The sequence below is a fragment of the Roseovarius indicus genome, from assembly GCF_008728195.1.
GTDB lineage: Bacteria > Pseudomonadota > Alphaproteobacteria > Rhodobacterales > Rhodobacteraceae > Roseovarius > Roseovarius indicus.
The window spans coordinates 941642-959134 of sequence record NZ_CP031598.1; the positions used below are offsets into that span (position 1 = coordinate 941642).

A 17493-nucleotide genomic window follows, 5' to 3' on the forward strand; every position below is an offset into this window, starting at 1 on the left:
TGCTTACCCTCTTGTCATACCCTTGGTCAGTTTGATATTAGATATCTAAGTAGAACGTCAAGCCATTGCGCCCACCTTTCCTTTCGTGCGGCGCCGGTTGGCAAACATGGAGGGCAACTCATGCTGAATGCCGAAGAGAATGATCTGCTGACCCTGGTGGAAAATGATGCGCCCATGGCGAAGCTTATGCGCCAGCACTGGACGCCCGTTTGCCTTTCGGAAGAGGTGGCCGAGCCCGATGGCACGCCGCTTCGGGTGGAGGCGATCGGCCGGAATTACGTGTGTTTCCGCGACACGGACGGGCGAATCGGGTTGCTGGACGAGCTGTGCCCGCACCGGAAAGCCTCGCTGGTCTATGGCCGGAACGAGGATTGCGGGCTGCGCTGCCTGTATCACGGGTGGAAATTCGACGTTGAGGGCAATTGCGTTGCGATGTCGTCGGAGCCCGAGGAATCGCCCCTGCATGGCAAGGTGAAGCACGTGGCCTATCCGGTGCAGGAATGGGGCGGGTTCGTCTGGGCGTTCCTGGACACCGAGCGCGAGGCGCCGGAATTCCAGCCGCCGGCCTTTGCGCCGACCGAGGATACGCCGGTTTCGATTCTGAAGATCCGCATCCCGGCGAACTGGGCGCAGATCACGGAAGGGCAGATCGACAGTGCGCATTCGTCGTCGCTCCATTCGTCGGACATGAAGCCGGCGCGGGTGAAGGGGGCGTCGGCCGACGAGAAATCGTGGTACCGGCCGTCGACAGACAAGTCGCCCCGGATGCAGACGCAGACCACGTCTTACGGGTTTCACTATGCCGCGATCCGGAAGCCGATCAAGAATGCCGGCACGCATAACTACCTGCGGATCACCGAGTATATCGCGCCCTACACGTCGCTCATTCCGCCGAACAACAATTACAACGTGGCGACGGTGATCGTGCCGATCAGCGACGAGGAATCCTATTTCCACTTCATCGCCTGGGGCGGGCAGCAATGCCCCTCGACCGAGGAGTGGAGGAAGTTCGCCCATACGCAGCCGGGGATCGACCTGGACGACAAGTGGCGGTCGAAGCGGACGCTGGAGAACGATTTCCTGCAGGACCGGCAGATGATGAAGCTGGGCAATTTCACCGGCGTTCTGGGCATCCCGAACCAGGATATCGTGATGTGGGTGTCGATGGGCGCCCGGGTCGACCGGTCGTCCGACCTGCTGGGCGCGTCGGACCTGGCGATCGTGGAGTTCCGGCGGCTGATGAGCGATGCCGCGCGGCGTGTGGCCGAGGGCGGTGTGGCGATCGGTACGGAAGAGCCGCGGGTGCCGCATGCGTCGATCTCGTCGAAGGAAGGTGTGTATTCGAAGGAGATCGACTGGCGGAAGCTGGGCACCGAGGACGAGAAGGTGGAAGCCGCGGAGTGACGCGGAAGGCGTCTAAAGTGACTTGACGGAATGTCGCACCGTCTGAATAGATATTAGATATCTAAAAATAGGATCCGGGGCGGGGCAGGAGGGTGTCCCGCAACCCGGACCAAGGGAGGAAATATGCCTAAGGACGATCCAAAGGCAGGCGCCGCCTCGCTTCCGCATGTTCCCACGGAACAGTTCATCGCGGGCGAATGGCGCAAGGGAGGGGGCGCCGAGAGGGCGGTCACGTCGCCGGGCGACGGCCGTCACCTGGCCACCATTCACGATGCAACCGAAGCGGATCTGGACGATGCCGTTGCCGCCGCGGCCAGGGCGCAGGCCGAGTGGGCCGATGCCGGGCCGGTGGCACGGGGCAAGGCGCTGAAGGCGGCGGCGCAGAGGCTCAGGGACAATATCGAGGACCTGGCGCTGATCGATGCGCTGGATTGCGGCAACCCGCTTCAGGGCATGAAGTTCGACGTGGGTCTCGGCACGACGCTGATGGAGTATTTCGCGGGCCTGACCAGCGAGGTGAAGGGCGAGACCATTCCGCAGGTTGCGGGCAAGCTGACCTACGTGACGCCGCAGCCGATTGGCGTGGTGGCGCGGCTGGTGCCTTTCAACCATCCGTTCATGTTCGCCTGTGCCAAGATTGCCGCGCCGCTGGCGGCGGGGAATGCCGTTATTCTGAAGCCGTCGGAAGAGACGCCGCTTGCGGCGCTCAGGATGGCCGAGATCATTGCCGACCTGTTTCCCAAGGGCCTGTTGTCGGTGGTGACCGGTGCGGCCGGGCTGGGGGCGGCGATCTGCGGGCACAAGGGCATCGGTGCGGTGGGCCTGATCGGGTCGGTGACGACGGGCCGGGCCGTGGTGAAGGGCGGGGCGGATACGCTCAAGCGCACCCAGCTGGAGCTTGGCGGGAAGAACGCGCTGGTCATTTGCGAGGATGCCGACGTGGCGCGCGCCGTGCAGGGCGCGGTGAAGGGCATGAACCTTGGCTGGACGGCGGGGCAATCCTGTGGGTCGACCAGCCGGGTGCTGGTGCATGAAAGCCATTACGACCGGGTGGTCGAGGAGATCGCCAAGGCGTTCGACGCGGTGAAGCTTGGCGATCCGGCGCTTGAGACGACGCAGATGGGCTGCATGTCGACCAGCGCGCAATATGACAAGGTCTGCGGCTTCATCGAGCGGGCGAAGGCCTCGGGCGCGCGGATCGCGGCGGGTGGCGCGCCGGAGGGCGTGCCGGAAGAGGGGCTTTTCGTGCGCCCGACGCTGGTTTGCGACGTCGATGCGGATGCCGAGGTGGCCCGCGAGGAGATCTTCGGCCCGGTTCTGACCATTCTGAAATGGCGGGACGAGGCGGAGATGCTGAGCATCGTCAACGGTCTGGACGTGGGGCTGACCGCCTCGATCTGGACGCAGGACCTGAATACCGCGATGCGCCTCTCGGGGCGGATCGAGGCGGGGTATGTCTGGATCAACGATGCCAGCGATCACTATCTTGGCGCGCCGTTCGGCGGCGTGAAGCAATCCGGCATAGGCCGGGAAGAATGCCTGGGCGAAATGCTCGCATATACCGAAAACAAGACGGTAACGGTCGTCGTCCCCCAATAACCAGGCATAGAGGACGGCCGGCAAAAAAGATCTCAAAGGGAGGAAAACATGAGATTCAAATCACTCGCACTTGCGCTTGGCCTGGCTGTGTCCGCCACGGCCGGGCAAGCCCAGAGCGTCGACGTGACGCTGTCGGGCGGCAACCCCGGCGGCCTGTGGTCGCTGCTTGGTGCCGGCATGGACCGGGCGGCCAAGGCCAACGACCCCGATTCCGTGATCACCTACCAGGCGACCGGCGGCGGCTTTGCCAATATCGGCCTGCTGGCCGCGAACCGCACCGACCTTGGGCTCGTGCATGACGCCGAGATCCAGCTGGCCCTTTCGGGGCAGGAGCCGTTCAGCGCGCCGGTCGAGAACATGCAGGCCATCGGCTACATGTATAACTGGGCGCCGATGCATTTCTTCCTCAACAGCAAGATGGCCGAGGAATACGACATCGACAGCCTTGACGACATTGCCAGCTCGGGCGCGCCGATCACCATCGGGATCAATCGCTCGGGCAACATCACCGGCAACGTGGCGCTGTTCATGCTGGAAGCGGCCGGGCTGGACGAGGCGACGCTGGAATCGAATGGCGGCTCCTTCGTGCGGGCCGGGGCGAACGAGCAGGGCGACCTGATGCAGGACGGCCGGATCGACATGGCCACCAACGGTATCTTCATCGGTCACGCGTCGTTCCGGGCGATCGACGAGAACACCGACGTGGTACTGCTGGAAATCCCGCAGGACGTGATCGAGGCGACCAACAAGGAATTCGGTACCTCGGCCTACACGATCCCGGCGGGCAGCTATTCGAACCAGGACGCGGACATCAACACGATGGCGCTGGGTGCGATGGTGGTGACGACCGACCAGATGGAAGACGCGGTGGCCGAGGCGCTGGCGAAGGCCTTCCTCGAGAATATCGACGAGATCCGGGGCGTTCACGGTGCCATGAAGCAGCTGACGCCGGAACTGATGGTCAGCCAGACGGTGCTGCCGTTCCACCCCGGCGCGGAGAAGGTCTACAAGGACGCGGGGCTGATTGAGTGACCTTTTCGCTTGTCGCAACAGGCCGCCGGCGCACTTTTGCAAGTGCGCCGGCAAAAATCCAGACGGTCCTGGCGGCTGCCTTTGCCGTCTGGGTGATCTACGCCAACCTTTTCGTGATCTCGGATCCGCTGGTTCTGGGCATCCTGTTCGTGTCGGGCATCCTGACGCTGCTGTTCCCGTCGATCGGGCATTCGCCCAATGCGTCGAACACTCCGACCATTCTTGACTGGGCGCTGTCGGCGCTGAGCCTTGCGGCGGGTATTTTCTTTTTCTTCAACGCCGAGGTGATCTCGAACCGGATTTCGCTGCTCAATCCGTTCACCGGGCCGCAGTTCTTTTTCGGGACGTCCATCCTTCTGCTGACGCTGGAGGCGACGCGCCGCACGACCGGTGCCGGGCTGACCGGCATCGTGGTTCTGTTCCTGCTGTATAACTGGTTCGGCTACCTGCTGCCGCCGCCTTTCGGGCACGGGATCGACGAGTTTTCCTATCTGCTCGATATCCTTGTCTTCACCACCGATGGCGTGTTCGGCGTGCCGGTGCAGGTGGTGGCGAGTTATGTCTTCCTGTTCGTGATGTTCGGCACGCTGCTGGCCAAGGCCGGGGGCGGGGGGTTCTTCTTCGACCTCGCCTCGGCCGCGACGGGCAACAGCCGGGGCGGGCCGGCCAAGGTGGCTGTCATCTCGTCCGGGCTTTACGGCACGATGTCAGGCAGCCCGACATCGGACGTGGTGGCGACCGGATCGATCACCATTCCGATCATGAAGCGGCTGGGCTATTCCAAGCGGTTTTCGGGCGGTGTGGAGGTTGCGGCCTCGACCGGGGGCAGTGCGATGCCGCCGATCATGGGGTCGGCCGCGTTCATCCTGGCCGAGTATACAGGGACGCCCTATCGCGAGGTGGTCTATGCCGCGCTGGTGCCGGCGATGCTGTATTACGTGGGCGTGTTCCTGCAGGTGCATCTGCGGGCGGTGCGCGAGGATCTGCGGCCCTATTCGGGAGAGATCCCGACGCTGAAGTCGACCTTCGGGTTCGGCTGGCCGTTCCTCATTCCGATCGGGATCATCATCGGTGTGCTGATTGCCGGGTATTCGCCGGTCTTCACCGCTGGGGCCGGGGCGCTGGCCGTGGTGCTGGCGACGCTGCTGTCGAAACGGACGCGGATGAGCCCGTGGGACGTGATCGATGCGCTGGGCGAGACGACGCTGAGGATCCTGCCGGTGGCGGGGGCCTGTGCGGCCGCGGGGCTGGTGATCGGCGGGCTGTCGATGACGGGGCTCGGTATGAAGGCCGCGAACGTGATCATCGAGATTTCCGGCGGCGAGGCGTTCCTGACGCTGTTGCTGGCGGCGGTGGTGACGATCATCCTTGGCCTCGGGATGCCGACGCCCTCGGCCTATATCCTGGCGGCCGTGCTGGTGGGGCCGGCGCTGACGAAGATCGGGTTCCCGATCCTCGAGAGCCACATGTTCCTGCTGTATTACGCGATCCTGTCGGCGCTGACGCCACCCATTGCGGTGGCCGCCCTGGCGGCGGCGGCGATTGCGGACGAGGACCCGTTCTCGATCGCGTTCGAGGCGGTAAGGCTGGCGGCCGTGGGGTTCGTGATGCCGTTCGTGTTCATCTGGAACCCGGCCATCCTTGGGCAGGGCACGGGGCTCGAGATCGCGCTGGTCGCGGTGGGCGGCTTCGTGGGGGCCTGTGCCATCGCGGTGTCGTTCGAGTGGTTCCGGCTGAAGACGAGCGGGCGGTCGTCGCTGCCGATGAAGGTGCTGTTGCCGCTGGGCGGAGCCGCTGCCGTGGCGCCGAACCTTTACGTCTCGGTGGCCGGGATCATCGCCACGGTGGCGATGTTCGTGATCGTGTACATGGCCGCGTCGAAGGGGGTCGGCAAGGAGGCCGAGCCCGGCGAGTAGTGCCTGAGAAGATGACCTCTTCCGCCGGGGTGCCGGCGGGAGAGGATCACGAGGTGAGCCAGCCCTGAAGGCGGCGGGAGAGCCACGGGACGATGAACGCCGTGGTCAGGCCGGTCAGGATGAAGGCCACGATGAACAGCCCGAGCGCCTGTGGCAGCAGGCTGGTGACGGGCTTGAGCAATGCCACCAGAAGGACAAGGGCGGGGTAGACCGCCAGCATGCTGAGCAGCCAGCGCTTCCAGAGCGGCGGGGCTTTCGGCGTGCTGGGCATGGTGCCGATGGGGCGGAACCAGATGTTGGAGCCCGCCGCCTGTTCGCGGGAGATGTCGGTGATGGCGAGCTCTTCGATGCCGCCCAAGAGTTCCTGCCGTTCCTTCGAGGCGCGCCATTTCTCGAGCGCCTCGACACTGTCGAACCGGGCGAGGCTGTAATAGTCGGTGCCCAGCCCGCCATCACGGCGGATGGTGTCGAGGCTGCGGAATCCCTCGGCCTGTTCGAGGCGCTGGTGCAGGGCGTGAAGCTTATCGGCGCAGAGATCGGCATCGGCATGGCGGACACGGAGAGCCACCAGGAGGCAGCCGGCTGGGTCATCTATGACGCGTGCGCTCATCATGCTCCTCGATCCAGTATTCCATTTGGTTTGCGGTGGTTTCGGCTATGGCACGGGTTGAACGGTTTGTATAGGCTCCGGCGGGTTTTATCGGGGGATATCCGTGAGTTCGCCCCTCATTGGCGCGCTTTGTCGCAGGCCGTGGCGGGGTTATGGGCCCATGCGCGACAGGGCGAGGAGGGCGACGCCCGCGAAGGCCAGCAGCGAGGCCAGGATGAACGCCGCGCCGGGGCGCGGTTCGGTCTTGAAGACGAAGGCCGCGAGCCATGCGGCGAAGAACATCTCGATGGAGCCGATGATGGCGACGGCGGTGACGCTGGTGAAGGTCAGGGCAACGAATTGCAGGATCTGTCCGAGCGAGATGGCGGCCGCCGCAAGGACGTGCCAGCGGCCGGGTTTGCGGAAGAGCGAGCGGATGCTGTCGCGGTAGCCGGCGCTGAAGGGGGCGGCGACGGCGTACCAGACCATGCCGGTGACCGCGCCGATGAAGGCGCCGGCCAACGGGTCGGGCAGCCATGTCATGGCGATCTTGCGGGTGACATAGGCGCCGCCATAGCTGGCCGAGGAGGCGACGGAGAGCGCGCGGCCCTTGAGCTGGTCGGCCGGTGTGCGGGGGGTGTGGGGGCTGCTGGCGGCCGCGTGGTTGGGGTTGGCGATGAAGCTGATGGCGACGCCCGAGAAGACGAACAGGAAGGCAAGCAGGATGCCGGCGGTGATGACCTCGCCCAGGAAGAGCACGGCGAGGCCGGCGGCGAAGACCGGGATCAGGCGGCGGGTGAGGCCGACCTCGATGGCGCTGGTCAGTTCGATGGAGCGGAAATAGAACAGCCGCCCCAGCACGGTGGCGAGGATGCCGGCGAGGGCGAAGACGGCGATGCCGGCCCAGAGGCCGGCGCCCGCGGGCGGAAGAGCGGGGCCGATGAAAAGCCAGAGGCCGCCCGAGAAAGCCGCCGTCAGCATGATCGACAGCAGCACGGCGCCGCCGCGCCCGCCGCCCGCGCGGGCGTTCTTGGTGACGGCCACGGAGCTGAAGCCATAGCAGAGCGCCGCCAGCGTGGCGCAGAGTTCACCGATGAGAGGGATCATGCGGCGAGGGTCACGGGCAGAGCTCAGACCTGGGCACGGAGATCCTCGACGAGGTCGCGCAGGTGACCCGCGATCATGTCGGCCTTTTCGGTCATGCGGGGGGTGGGGCCGTGGACGCCGACGCCAAGATAGCGGTGATGCCCCTTGGGCACCGGGATCAGGGTCGAGATCATCGAGGCATTCCAGTGGGCCGTGGGTTCGCGCAAATCCTTGGCGTGCAGCACAGAGATATCTGTGCCGCGATGCCGGTCGAGGGTTTCGGAATATTCGGCCTCGGAGAATTTTTCCTCGGCCAGAAGCCCGGCGGTGATGGTTTTCCGGTAGATCGTCAGGGCATCGGCCAGGGGCGCGCGGCTGAGCATGAGCCAGCCGATGCCGTTCTGGATCATCAGGCGGCGGGAGCCGGTCTTGATGTGGGAATTGGTGCCCTCGTAGCGGTGGAGCGATATGAAGTACTCGATATGCACCCCGTCGGGCGCGGCGAGCACGACCGGTTCCTCGGTCAGTTCGCGCAGTTTGTGCATGGCGTCGAGAACGGTGGTCTGTTCATAGCCGCCGGCCTCCATCCAGTTGGTCAGGCGTGACAGGCGGGTGGCGGGGAAGTAGCGGTGGGTCGCCTGGTCGAAATCCATGTAGCCCATCGCGACGAGGGTGCGCAGGAGCGCCGTCACGCTGGAGGCCGGGTAGCCGAGCGCGGCGGTGAGTTCGGACATGCGCGCGGGTTCGCGATGCTCGGAAAAATACTCGAGAATCTCGATGACGCGCGCGGCGGATTTGACCTTGTCGTGCTGCATGCCGGTGCCTCCCCTGCGGGGAAGCTTAGCCGTTGTGCAGGGTGGGCGGAAGCATGGCTTGCCGCCCCGGGCAAAGGGCGTTTCAGGGGCCGGTATAGGCAAATTCATTCTCGACGAGGGTCCAGATGCGGCGGCCCGATCGGGTTTTCTGTTCCTCGGCGATATGGGCGGTCAGGCCGGCGGCGCGGGAGGTGACGGCGATGGCGCGCATGATCTCGGGCTGGATGCCGACCTCGAGAAGGAGGGCGCCGATGGCACCGGTGGCGTTGATGGTCAGGTGGCGGCCATAGACGGTGTCGACGGCGGTGCCGAACTCTTCGAGAAGGCCGATGGCGTGGCCCGTGGCGCCGGCCTCGCGGGCGACCTGGAAGAGGCGGGGCGTGCGGGGGTCGTCGGGCTTGTGCTGGGGGTGGCCGAAGCCCGGAAGGGGGCGGCGTTCCTGACGGTAGGCGGTGGCGGTGTCGTGGCACCATTGGGCCTTGTCGTCGGCTGCGAGCCCTTCCTGCAGGAGGCGGCCGCAGCCTTCCATCGTGCCGGCGAAGACATCGCCCACGCAGGTGAGGCCCGAGGCCATGGCGATCTGCAACTGGTCGGGGTTCGAATCCGCCACCAGGCGCGAGACGATGGCGTGGGGTGTAAGCCCGTGTTCCATCAGGGTGATGAGGCAGGCGTCGAAGATCTGCCGTTCCCAGGGTTCGGGGAAGCGGCCGGTCATCAGCAGGTACATGGTTTCGGCGAAGTCGCGCTTGCCGAGGATGTCGGTCATGAGGTCCTGCCCGCGCCAGCGGATTTCGGTTTCGGTGGTCTGGGAGATTTCGGTGGTGAGCTTGTCGGACATTGCGGGGCCTGCCTATGGCTTGTCGAGGTAAGTGGAGCGGTCTTCGCCGAGAAGCGGCGGGGCGCGGCGGACGGGAGGGCGCTCTCCGTCAAAGCGGATGGGGGAGTTGATGACGGTGTAATCGTTGCCGTCGCCGGCGTGGGTGCGGGTGAAGGTGCCCATGTGGCGGACCTGTTCGTTTTCCGGCACCTCCTGCGTGGTGAGGGCCGGGGCGAAGGGGACGTCGTTGTCGGAAAGGCGCTGGGACCAGTCGGCGAGGGTTCGGGTCAGGAAGATGTCGGAGAGGGTGTCCTGCAGGGCGGTGTAGTTGTCGTAGCGGTCCTGCCGGGTTTCGAAGCGCGGGTCGGCGGCGAGGGCGGGGTCGCCGATGGCGGTGACCAGCGCCTCCCAGAATTTGACGGCCGAGGAGAGGTGGATGGTGAGGACGCGGTCATCGGCGCAGGTCATGGCATAGCTTTGCGAGGCGCGGACGCGGGTGAGGCGGTCGACCTTGTGGCCGTCATCGGCCATGGCGAAGCTGTCGGGGGTGAAGGCAATGGAGGCCTCGAGCATGTTGACCTCGACCCGGCGGTTGGGTTGGCCGCGTTCACGGCCGAGGAGGGCGCCGAGGATGCCATGGGCCGCCGTCATGCCCGAGACGTTGTCGGATGTGGTGGGGCCCGAGACGCCGGGGGCGTCGGGGTCGACCTTGAGGTGGGCGATGCCGGAGAGGGCGAGCGCGACGGTGTCGTAGGCGGGGCGGGCGGCGTAGGGGCCGTCGGTGCCGAAGCCGGTGATGGAGCAGTAGACGAGTTGCGGATAGTCGCGGGCGATGGTTTCGGCTGAGAGGCCGAGCCTGTCCATCACCCCGGGGCGGAAGTTCTCGACCAGCACGTCGGCGGTTTCGAGAAGGCTGCGGAGGTGTGCCAGGTCGGCCTCGTCGCGGAGGTTGAGGGTCACGCTGGCCTTGCCCTTGTTGTAGGCGCGGAAATGGGGGGCGTAGTTGCCGCCCATGAAGGCGCGGAAGGGGTCGCCCTCGGGACGCTCGACCTTGATGACCTCGGCGCCCATCTCGGCCAGGATCGAGGCGGCGAGGGGGGCGGTGATCATGGTGCCGATCTCGATCACGCGGATTCCGTCGAGGGGAAGGGGCATGGGGTCGGGCATGGTCGGGTGTCCTCCGGTGTTGGCAGGGCCCCCGGGGCGTCTTGTCGCGCGTTTTCTGGCAGGGGCCGAGTAGGCGGAAAGGCTTCCACAGAACCGGGGGTCCGTCAACTTGGCGGGGTAGGCGGAGTGTGGGGTGGCTGCGTTGTCATGGGGGGATTTTATTCATTTGAGGCAGTGATTTAGTGGGTTCCGAGAGATGGTCGGCATGGTTGGGCGAGAGGGTGCCGAGGGGGCAGATTTCACATGGGTGAAAACTCCGGTTCCGGCCACCTGCGATGTTGACAGGGGCCGGTCACCTGCAATGCTCGACCGGGTTGCCGCCCGCCGGAGAGCCGGCGGCACGGACCGGAGAGGGAGGACAGCATGACCGAGACGGGCTTCGATATCGCACCGCCGCCGAAGGGCGGGCGCATCTGTGTCGTGGGCGCGGGCTTCATGGGCTGCGTGATCGCGACGCTTTATGCCCATCACGGCTATGAGGTGGTTCTGTGCGACATGCAGCAAGACTTGCTGGACAGCTTTGCCGAGCGGGCGAGGCCGATTGCGGCGACGTTTACGAAGGAGGCCTCGGAGGTCGAGGCGATGCTTGGGAAGGTGTCGACCGAGGCCGATCTGAAGGCGGCGGTTCAGGGCGCGTTCCTGGTGCATGAGGCGGTGCAGGAGGTTCTGGAGACGAAGCAGGATGTGTTCGGCCAACTGGATGAAATCTGCCCCGACAATGTTGTGCTGGCGTCGAATACCTCGTCGCTGCTGATTTCGGATATTGCCGAGAAGGTCACGCACAAGGGGCGGGTGCTGGGCATTCACTATATCACGCCCGGGCATATCATCCCGGTAATCGAGATCATCCATTCGGATTTCACGCCCGAGGGGCTGGTTGCGTGGGGGCGGGCATTTGTCGAGAGCATCGAGCATGTCGGCGTGGCATGCCCCGAGCGACCGGGGTTCCTGATCAACAAGATCCAGTTCGCGATGCTGACCGAGATCTACCGGCTGGTGGACGAGGGGCTGGCGACAAGGGACGATATCGATGCCGCCGTGCGGCTGAGCATCGGGCCGAGGCTGGCGCTTTGGGGGCCCTTGTTGACGGAAGACCTGATCGTGTCGAAGAAGACGGCGCTGGCGGTGACGGACTCGCTTTACAAGCAGACCGGCGACGAGAATTACAAGGGCCGCCCCGCGTTGCGCGAGCTGGCGGAGGCGGGCCACCTGGGCGCGATGACCGGGCAGGGGTGGTACACCTTCGAGGGCGAATATGACGAGACCGTCGAGGAGCGGGACCGGCAGCTTTCGAACCTGCTGGAATGGTTGCAGGATCGTGACCCGGTGACGCGGCTGAAGGTGCGGTAGGGGCGGGTTTTAGCCCGCGTTCCAGCCGCGCAGCTTCTGGATGACAGTCTCGGTGGCTTCGAGATCGGCGTATTTGGCGCCGAGATCGGCGAGCGACTGGTCGTGGGCGTCCTGCCAGCGGTCGCCCACCGCATCCTCGACCACGATGGGGCGGAAACCGAGCTGGATGGCGTCGACGGCGGTGGCGCGGATGCAGCCGCTGGTGCTGAGCCCGCAGATGACCAGTGTGTCGATGCCCGACGAGGTGAGGCGGCTGGCGAGGTCGGTGCCGAAGAAGCAGGAGGCGTATTTCTTGGTGAGCACCGGGTCGCTGTCGCGGACATCGAGGCGTTTGTCCATCTCGACGCCGTCGCCGCCATCGACGAGATCGCCGAGGCTGCCGATTTTCTTCGACCAGAGCCCGGCATCGGAGAGGTCGGCGTTTTCATAGGCGACACGGGTGAACATCACCGGCAGCTTGCCCGCGCGGGCGGCCTCGATGAGCTTGTTGGCGGCGGTGACGACGGGCGTGGCGTCGCTGCCGAGGGGGCGGTCTGGCTCGGTGAAGGCGCGGGTTATGTCGATCACGAGGAGGAGCGGGTTGCGGCCCCAGCCGAGGCTTTGTCCGAAGGTTTGGGTCATGGCGTGCCTTTGTGCATGGCGGTCAGAGCATCGAGGGGAGAATGGTCGTCAGCCCCGGGAAGAGGGCGAGGATGACCATCCCCAGAAGGTAGAGCAGGACGAAGGGCCAGGCGGCCGAGAAGACCTTGGCGAGGGTGGCTTCGCGCCAGGCGCTTTTGAGGGCGAAGAGCGTGTAGCCGAAGGGGGGAGTCATGCCGCCCACGGTGATGTTGACGAGGAACAGCAGCCAGAACCAGATCGGGTCGAATTGCAGCCGTTCGATGATGGGCAGGTAGATCGGGATGACGATCAGCATCAGGGCGATCTGGTCGATGAACATGCACAGCAGGAACGGCAGGGCCATCAGCAGGAAGAGCATCATCCAGCGCGAGACGTCGAGGCTGACCACCCATTCGGTCATGGCGGTGGCGCCGCCGGTGAAGGCGAGCAGTTGGCTGAAGAGCTTGGAGCAGGCCATGATGAAGAGGATCATGGCGGCGATCTTGGCCGAGGTGGCGACCGCTTCGAGGATCATTCGCAGCGAGAGGTTGCGGTAGATGGCGGCCGTCATCAGCGAGCCGATGACGCCCATCGCGCCGGCCTCTGTCGGGGTGGCGATGCCCATGAGGATCAGGCCCATGACCATCAGGATGATGATCGAGAAGGGCACGATGCGCAGCAGCGCCCAGAGTTTCTCGCGCGCCGAGGGGCGGGTGCCGTCATCGGGTTCCTCGGGGGCGAGCGAGGGATCGAGCCAGGTGCGGGTGAAGCAGTAGATCAGGAAGATCGCGGCGAACATCAGCCCCGGCAGGATGCCGGCGATGAGCAGCCCGGCGATCGAGACGCCCGCCAGCGTGCCGATGATGATGACGAGGACGCTGGGCGGGATGAGGGGCGCGAGGCTCGCGCCGGCGAGGATGGTGCCGGCGGAGAGGCGGGCGTCGTAGCCGCGGGCGATCATGCCGGGCAGGAGCGAGCGGCCGAGCATGGCCGCGACGCCCATTGCCGCGCCCGAAAGGGTGCTGAAGACCGTGGCGAGCAGTATCGAGAGCACGTATTGGCGCCCGCGCACGCGGCCCACCAGCGTGTCGATCGAGCGGAAGAGCACCTCGACCGAGTTGGAGCGGAAGAGGATCTCGCCCATCAGGATGAAGAGCGGGATGGTGACGAGCGATTGGGTGGTCGTGGTCTCGTAGAGGCTGTTGGCGAACATGCCGTAGCCCGCGGGGCCCATGATGATGACCACCGCCGCGAGGTTGATGCAGAGGAAGGCGGCGAAGACGGGTATCCCCAGCGCCATGAGGGTGAGCAGCATGGCGACCCCCACGAGGACAGCGGCAATTCCTTCAGGCATCATGGGCCCCCGGCGTGCCACGCTGGAAGGCGAGGCGCAGGAAGTAGAGGCCCGAGTTCAAGAGCCCGTAGGTGATGAAGGCCGAGAGGGTCCATTTCGGGATGCGGATCGTGGTCAGCGTTTCGGTGCCGCGATTGTAGAGGTAGATGTTCTCGCCCAGGCAGATCCAGCTGGCCCAGAGGCAGACGCCGGCCGCCAGGAGAAAGCCCGCGCGGAGGATCGCGTCGCGGAAGGCCGGCAGCATGTCGGGCACGATGGTGACGGCGACATGGCCGCCTTCGCGGGTCAGCCAGGGGGCGGTGGCGAAGACGGAGATGAGCAGCAGGAAGGAGACGAAATCGCTGGCCCAGAGGGTGGGCGCCCCGAAGACGTAGCGCGAGATCACCTCGAAGGCGTAGATGGCGACGATGGCGCCGAGCGCGGAGGCTCCGAGGATGAAGCCTGCCCAGCTGATCTTGTCCTGAACGCGCAGGATGGGCGTCATGCGTGACCTTTCAAGGATGGGTCACGAGCCCGGCGCGGGGGCGGGGCTCGTGACGGTGTTTTTCAGGGTTCGAGGACCGGTCAGCCGCCGACGCCGGCCTCGGAGGCGAGGCCGCGGATTTCCTCGATCGCCTCGGGGTTCTTGGAGGCCGCGAGGTCGAGCGCGCCCTTGAACCAGGCTTCGCTGATCTTGTCGGCCATCTCCTGGCTGAGCTCGGTGACTTCCATGCCCTCGGATTCGAGTGTCTCGCGTTCCTTGGCCGCAAGATCGTCGAAGAGCTTGTTGGCTTCCAGCTCGAAGCTGGCGGCGGCGGTTTCGATTTCCGACCGGGTCTGTTCGTCGAGGCTGTTCCAGGTATCGAGGTTCATCAGCACCATGTGCGAGACTTGGCCGAAGGTCGGGCGCATCAGGTAGTCGGCGACCTCGTACCATTTGAAGGCCACGGCGCCCACGGTGGGCCAGGCCGCGCCGTCGACGACGCCGCGTTCGAGAGAGGGGTAGATCTCGCCACCCGGCAGAACCACGGGCGAGCCGCCGAGCGCCTCGATCACCGGGTGATAGATCGGGGTGCCGCGGATGCGGCGGCCTTCGAGGGCGTTGTCGCCCACTGGCTCTTTCAGCATGATGTGATAGCCGTTGAGGTCGAAGAGCACGGCGATGAGCTTGAGGCCCATGTCCTGGTAGTGCTTGTCGACGGCCTGCCAGACTCCGGCCTCGCGCAGGGCCTCGGTGTTGCCGGTCATGGCGTCGAGAGACATGCCGACGGCGATGTCGTTGAAGTGATAGGCGCCGTTCGTGTAGAGCATGTCGAAGAGGCCGCGAGAGACCGGGTCGAGCTGTTCGAAGGGCGGGATGGTTTCGGGGCCGACCATGTCGAGCGAGAGATCGCCGGTGGTCTCTGATTCGAGCTTTTCCATGAAGGGCACGAGGACATTGCCGACGGCGGCATAGCTCGGGTCCCAGCTGGAGAGCAGGCGGAGTTCCTGGGCCTGTGACACGGTGGTGGCGCACAGGCTGGTGATCGCTGCGAGGGCAGCGGTTCTGAGTAGTTTCATGGTGGTTCCTCCCTTTGGCTGGCCGGCCTGGTTATCTCCTCGGTTTCGTCTTTCAGGCGGCCTGTTTCGAAAAACATAGCTTTCTAAGAATAACGCATGGGACGGGTTTTGCATAAGCGAACGCCGGGGGGTGCGGAAGATTTCGCATATGTGAAATTCCGGCGGAGGCGGGCATCAAGGCGTTAAAAAACGGAGCTTCTGGCTTAGGCTTCGCATCGGAGGAGGAGCTGTGCGCGGGCCGGGGAGCGGCCTGCGTGGCATGGCGGAGGCTCGCCGGCCCCTTGCGGGGCCGTCTCGCCCCAGGGCCGTCGGGCCGGCCCCTTCATCGAACCGCGACGGGATCGCAAGGAGCGCGCGCATGAAACTTTCGCATGAGGAGGTCAGGGAAATCCTGTCCATCGTCGAGGCCTCGGCCTTCGACTCGATCGAGATCAAGGTGGGGGATATCAGCATCGCCGCCAGCAAGTCGGGGCCGTTGCGGCAGGCGGCTGCGGCGGCGCCGGTGGCGGTGGCTGAACCGGTAGTGGCACCCGCGCCAGTGGCTGCAGCTGCGCCCGAGCCGGCCCCGGTGGCCCCGGCTGCGGAGGCCGGCGAGGAAGAGGGGCTTATCGAGGTAACCGCCCCGATCGTCGGCACCTTCTATGTGGCTCCCGAGCCCGGCGCCGACCCGTTCGTGAAGGAAGGCGACGTGATCGACGCCGACACCACCATCGGGATCATCGAGGTGATGAAGGTGTTCAACAACGTCCGGGCCGAGCAGAAGGGCACGGTGGTGCGCTGCCTGGTGGAAAACGGCGATTTCGTGGAATTCAAGCAGCCGATCCTGCTGATCCGTCCGGAGGGGTGAATGGCGCTGAACCGTATTCTGATCGCCAACAGGGGGGAGATTGCCGTCAGGGTGATCAAGGCCTGCCAGACGCTGGGGCTCGAGACCGTGGCCGCCGTGTCGGAGGCCGACCGCGACAGCATGGCGGCGCAGATCGCCGACCGGGCGGTGTGTATCGGGCCGGCGCGGGCGACCGAGAGTTACCTCAAGATAGACGCGCTGGTGGCCACCGCGCTGGGCACAGGCTGTGACGGGATCCATCCGGGCTATGGGTTCCTGTCGGAGAACACGGAGTTTGCCGCCGCCTGCGACGAGAACGGGATCGTTTTCGTGGGGCCGAGTGCCGAGAATATCCGGCAGATGGGCAACAAGCTGGTGGCGCGTGAGATTGCCGAGACGGTGGGCGTGCCGCTGGCGCCGGGCTCGCCCCGGATATCGGATTTCGGCGCGGCACGGGAGATTGCCGAGGGGATCGGCATGCCGGTGCTGTTCAAGGCCGCCGCCGGGGGTGGCGGGCGCGGGATCAGGATCGTGCATCGGGAAGAGGATCTGAAGGGCGCGTTCGAGACGGCCTCGGCCGAGGCGCTGGCGGCGTTCGGGGATAATGCGTTGTTCTTGGAGCGCTACATCGCCAATGCAAGGCATGTGGAGGTGCAGATCCTGGCCGACCGGCATGGCAATGTCATTCACCTGGGCGAGCGGGATTGTTCGCTTCAGCGGCGCTATCAGAAGGTGCTGGAGGAGGCGCCGGCCTTTGACCTGAGCGATGAGCTCAGGGAGGCGATGCGGGGGGCCGCCGTCGCGCTGGCCCGGCATATCGGGTACGAGAGCGCGGGCACGGTCGAGTTCATCGTCGACGTGGACCGGGGCGAGTTCTTTTTCCTCGAGATGAATACGCGGGTGCAGGTCGAGCATCCGGTGACGGAGATGATTACCGGCGTGGATATCGTGGCCGAGCAGCTGCGGATCGCGGCGGGCGAGAAGTTGTCGGTGTCGCAGGAGGATGTGCGGATGACCGGCCACGCGATCGAATGCCGGATCAACGCCGAGGACCCGGGGCGGGGCTTTGCGCCGGCGCCGGGCAGGATTGTCGCCTGGGCGCCGCCCGAGGGCGAGGGGGTGCGGGTGGATAGCCATGCACGGCAGGGATATGTCGTGCCGCCGTTCTACGATTCGCTGATTGCCAAGCTGATCGTGCATGGGCGCGACCGGGCGGATGCGATCGCGCGGATGGACCGCGCCTTGCAGGGCTTCGCGGTGGCGGGGATCGCCACCACGATACCGTTTCACCAATACATCCTGGCGCAGGGGGATTTCGCCTCTGGCCGGATCAACACCGGCTGGCTGGAAGGCGTGGCCGGGCAGTTCGTGCCGGATGCGGCCGAATAGGGAGGAAGGC

16 protein-coding genes are annotated in these 17493 nt (G+C 65.6%); 7 read left to right on the forward strand and 9 right to left on the reverse strand.

Going from position 1 to position 17493, the window contains the following annotated elements; genetic code table 11:
• Window positions 1–120 precede the first annotated feature (120 nt).
• The 4 genes from RIdsm_RS04485 to RIdsm_RS04500 all read left to right on the forward strand — a co-directional run bounded on the left by RIdsm_RS04485 (window position 121) and on the right by RIdsm_RS04500 (window position 5951).
• Window positions 121–1404, forward strand: a complete 1284-nt coding sequence (locus tag RIdsm_RS04485; RefSeq protein WP_057819552.1) for a Rieske 2Fe-2S domain-containing protein — start codon at window positions 121–123, stop codon at window positions 1402–1404.
• A 123-nt stretch (window positions 1405–1527) separates the two neighbouring features.
• Complete coding sequence (locus RIdsm_RS04490; RefSeq protein WP_057819555.1) at window positions 1528–3003, forward strand: aldehyde dehydrogenase family protein; 1476 nt, start codon at window positions 1528–1530, stop codon at window positions 3001–3003.
• A 48-nt stretch (window positions 3004–3051) separates the two neighbouring features.
• Window positions 3052–4035: a TAXI family TRAP transporter solute-binding subunit gene (locus RIdsm_RS04495; RefSeq protein ID WP_057819557.1), complete on the forward strand. Its 984-nt coding sequence runs from the start codon at window positions 3052–3054 to the stop codon at window positions 4033–4035.
• Entirely contained in the window at window positions 4032–5951 is a 1920-nt protein-coding gene (locus tag RIdsm_RS04500; protein WP_143100475.1) for a TRAP transporter permease, read from the forward strand. The genes RIdsm_RS04495 and RIdsm_RS04500 overlap by 4 nt, the downstream gene beginning before the upstream one ends.
• A gap of 46 nt (window positions 5952–5997) precedes the next feature.
• Here the strand turns inward: RIdsm_RS04500 and RIdsm_RS04505 are convergent, their stop codons facing one another.
• The 5 genes from RIdsm_RS04505 to RIdsm_RS04525 all read right to left on the reverse strand — a co-directional run bounded on the left by RIdsm_RS04505 (window position 5998) and on the right by RIdsm_RS04525 (window position 10425).
• The gene (locus tag RIdsm_RS04505) at window positions 5998–6561 is read right to left on the reverse strand and encodes an antibiotic biosynthesis monooxygenase (RefSeq protein ID WP_143100476.1); all 564 of its coding nucleotides are present in this window, start codon (window positions 6559–6561) and stop codon (window positions 5998–6000) included.
• A gap of 150 nt (window positions 6562–6711) precedes the next feature.
• Window positions 6712–7647: a DMT family transporter gene (locus RIdsm_RS04510; protein WP_057819562.1), complete on the reverse strand. Its 936-nt coding sequence runs from the start codon at window positions 7645–7647 to the stop codon at window positions 6712–6714.
• 23 nt (window positions 7648–7670) lie between these two features.
• Window positions 7671–8441, reverse strand: coding sequence for an IclR family transcriptional regulator (locus RIdsm_RS04515; protein WP_057819564.1), 771 nt, complete (start codon window positions 8439–8441; stop codon window positions 7671–7673).
• Between the two features lie 82 nt (window positions 8442–8523).
• On the reverse strand, window positions 8524–9279 hold the full coding sequence (locus tag RIdsm_RS04520; protein WP_057819566.1) for a citryl-CoA lyase: 756 nt from the start codon (window positions 9277–9279) through the stop codon (window positions 8524–8526).
• A 12-nt stretch (window positions 9280–9291) separates the two neighbouring features.
• Entirely contained in the window at window positions 9292–10425 is a 1134-nt protein-coding gene (locus RIdsm_RS04525) for a CaiB/BaiF CoA transferase family protein (RefSeq protein WP_201455587.1), read from the reverse strand.
• Window positions 10426–10788: 363 nt separating this feature from the next.
• Between RIdsm_RS04525 and RIdsm_RS04530 the strand changes: the two genes are divergently transcribed.
• Window positions 10789–11775, forward strand: coding sequence for a 3-hydroxyacyl-CoA dehydrogenase family protein (locus RIdsm_RS04530; RefSeq protein ID WP_074940285.1), 987 nt, complete (start codon window positions 10789–10791; stop codon window positions 11773–11775).
• Window positions 11776–11784: 9 nt separating this feature from the next.
• On the opposite strand, the gene RIdsm_RS04535 is transcribed toward RIdsm_RS04530, so the two are convergent.
• The 4 genes from RIdsm_RS04535 to dctP form a co-directional block, all read right to left on the reverse strand.
• Complete coding sequence (locus RIdsm_RS04535; protein WP_057819567.1) at window positions 11785–12396, reverse strand: isochorismatase family protein; 612 nt, start codon at window positions 12394–12396, stop codon at window positions 11785–11787.
• Window positions 12397–12418: 22 nt separating this feature from the next.
• A complete protein-coding gene (locus RIdsm_RS04540) occupies window positions 12419–13729 on the reverse strand; it encodes a TRAP transporter large permease (protein ID WP_057819744.1) in 1311 nt (436 codons plus the stop codon).
• Window positions 13722–14213, reverse strand: a complete 492-nt coding sequence (locus tag RIdsm_RS04545; protein ID WP_057819570.1) for a TRAP transporter small permease — start codon at window positions 14211–14213, stop codon at window positions 13722–13724. Before RIdsm_RS04545 ends, RIdsm_RS04540 begins: the two co-directional genes overlap by 8 nt.
• Before the next feature lie 80 nt (window positions 14214–14293).
• Window positions 14294–15268, reverse strand: coding sequence for a TRAP transporter substrate-binding protein DctP (gene dctP, locus RIdsm_RS04550; RefSeq protein ID WP_057819573.1), 975 nt, complete (start codon window positions 15266–15268; stop codon window positions 14294–14296).
• Window positions 15269–15626: 358 nt separating this feature from the next.
• Here dctP and accB point away from each other — a divergent pair, with 358 nt between their 5' ends.
• Window positions 15627–16115: an acetyl-CoA carboxylase biotin carboxyl carrier protein gene (gene accB / locus RIdsm_RS04555; RefSeq protein WP_057819575.1), complete on the forward strand. Its 489-nt coding sequence runs from the start codon at window positions 15627–15629 to the stop codon at window positions 16113–16115.
• Window positions 16116–17483, forward strand: coding sequence for an acetyl-CoA carboxylase biotin carboxylase subunit (gene accC, locus RIdsm_RS04560; protein WP_057819577.1), 1368 nt, complete (start codon window positions 16116–16118; stop codon window positions 17481–17483).
• Window positions 17484–17493 lie beyond the last annotated feature (10 nt).